The sequence below is a fragment of the Nocardia sp. NPDC060220 genome, from assembly GCF_042727815.1.
Lineage (GTDB): Bacteria > Actinomycetota > Actinomycetes > Mycobacteriales > Mycobacteriaceae > Nocardia.
Genome location: NZ_JBHWZY010001059.1, coordinates 1 through 2089, shown reverse-complemented (window position 1 = coordinate 2089; position 2089 = coordinate 1). Strand labels below are relative to the sequence as shown.

The 2089-nt window shown below is 67.9% G+C and carries 2 protein-coding genes; both read left to right on the top strand.

Annotated features, from left to right (window positions below; all coding sequences use genetic code 11):
- Positions 1–2 precede the first annotated feature (2 nt).
- Positions 3–1205, top strand: coding sequence for a DNA replication/repair protein RecF (gene recF / locus ACFWF3_RS33560; RefSeq protein ID WP_379317985.1), 1203 nt, complete (start codon positions 3–5; stop codon positions 1203–1205).
- A 132-nt stretch (positions 1206–1337) separates the two neighbouring features.
- Positions 1338–1874: a DUF721 family protein gene (locus ACFWF3_RS33555; RefSeq protein ID WP_245914449.1), complete on the top strand. Its 537-nt coding sequence runs from the start codon at positions 1338–1340 to the stop codon at positions 1872–1874.
- Positions 1875–2089 lie beyond the last annotated feature (215 nt).

Genomic DNA, 2089 nt, shown 5'->3' with positions numbered 1-2089 from the left:
ACATGTTCATCCGTGAGCTGTCGGTCCGTGATTTCCGTTCGTGGGAACACGCCGATCTCGAGTTGTCCCCAGGGCGCACGGTGCTCCTGGGGGCAAATGGCAACGGCAAGACGAATCTGCTCGAGGCCGTCGGTTATCTGGCGACGCTCGGCTCGCACCGGGTCTCCGCCGACGCGCCGCTGATCCGGATGGGCGCCACCCAGGCCAGGATCGGGGCCACCGTGGTGAACACCGGGCGGGAACTGCGCGTGGATGTGGAACTCAAGGCGGGCAGCGCCAACCGCGCGCAGATCAATCGCTCGCCGGTGCGCCGCTCGCGCGAGATCCTGGGGATTCTGCAGACCGTGTTGTTCGCGCCGGAGGATCTGGCGCTGGTGCGTGGGGATCCGGGGGAGCGGCGCCGGTTCCTCGACGAGTTGTCCACAGCCCGGTTGCCCAGGCTCGCCGGTGTACGCGCCGATTACGACAAGGTGTTGCGGCAGCGTTCGGCGCTGTTGAAAACCGCTGGGCGCCAATCGCGTTCACGTGCCGATCTGGGCACCCTCGACGTGTGGGACGGGCACCTCGCCGATCATGCGGCAGTGCTGCTCGCCGAACGATTGCGCCTGGTCCACGACCTGTATCCCCATCTGTCCCAGGCATATCGGTCGATCGCACCCGAATCACGCCCTGCCGCAATCACTTACCGCTCCGGGTATCTCCCACCGGAACTCCTCGATCCGGCCACAGTGCCCGCGGCCGGTGACGCACAGCTGCTGCACGAGATCATGCTGACCGAGCTGGCCGCCGCCAGGAATCGGGAACTCGATCGCGGGGTCTGTCTGGTCGGCCCGCATCGCGACGATCTGGAGTTGCTGCTCGGCAGCGCACCGGCGAAGGGATTCGCCAGTCATGGGGAGTCCTGGTCGTTCGCTCTCGCGCTGCGGTTGGCCTCGTTCGAGCTGTTGCGCGGAGAAGGTTCCGAACCGGTGCTGCTGCTCGACGACGTGTTCGCCGAGCTCGACCGCCGGCGGCGCACCGCGCTCGCGGAGGTGGCCGCGGGTGCCGAGCAGGTGTTGATCACGGCCGCGGTGGCCGAGGACGTGCCGTCGGAACTGGCCGCCGAACCGTTGCGTGTGCACACGACCGGCGAGGCGGACCGGCGTACCTCACAGATCGTCCCCGAAGTCGTCCAACACGCCGAAGATATGCACAGATCGCGATAGTTATCCCCAGCCCCTGTGGAAAACCGGCAACATGCTGGATATATGCCGGATCGGTGCTCGACGAGCCCGTCGGCGCCCCGGCGTAGACTCCATCCACACTCGGCCACCCTCGACACCGGAAGGCGGAAACCCGTGCCGGAAGAACCCGCACCGGAACTGCGCGGCATCGATCTGGCCCGCCGGGCGCTGGAAGAGGCGCGGGCCGCAGCCAAGGCCAGCGGCAAGTCCGTGGGGCAGGGCAGGGCCTCGCCGGTACGCAAGCTGCGGGCCGGTGGCAGGCGCCGCAGTGGTTGGTCCGGGTCGGGTCCCGATGCCCGTGATCCCCAGCTCCTCGGTGCGCTCAGCGGCACGCTCGCGAAGAATCGTGGCTGGTCAGGCAAGGTAGCCGAGGGCACGGTGTTCGGCAGCTGGCCGCGGGTGGTCGGTGAGGACATCGCCTCCCACGCCACTCCGGTGACCTTGGAGAACGGTGTGCTCAAGATCGCCGCCGAGTCCACCGCGTGGGCCACCCAGCTGCGCATGTTGCAGAGCCAGATCCTGGCCAAGATCAATGCCGCGGTCGGTCATGGCGTGGTGACGTCGCTGCGCATCACCGGCCCCGCCGCGCCGAGCTGGCGCAAGGGCGATCGCCACATCAAGGGCCGTGGCCCGCGCGACACCTACGGGTAGCCGCGCGGTGACCGGAGCGAGATCCGTTGCGCCCGCGCCGCTCTCAGGCCCCAAGTTGTGGACATGTGCATAGAGCCTGTGGATAACTTCGGAGGCGACATCTGATCCCGCGCGGACACGGGTAGCTCCCCGGGAACCCCACACATCTCACGCGTCCCGGCAGCCGGTCCGAGGACATACTCTATTCGCGCCTACGACCGGCAAAATACCCGAGG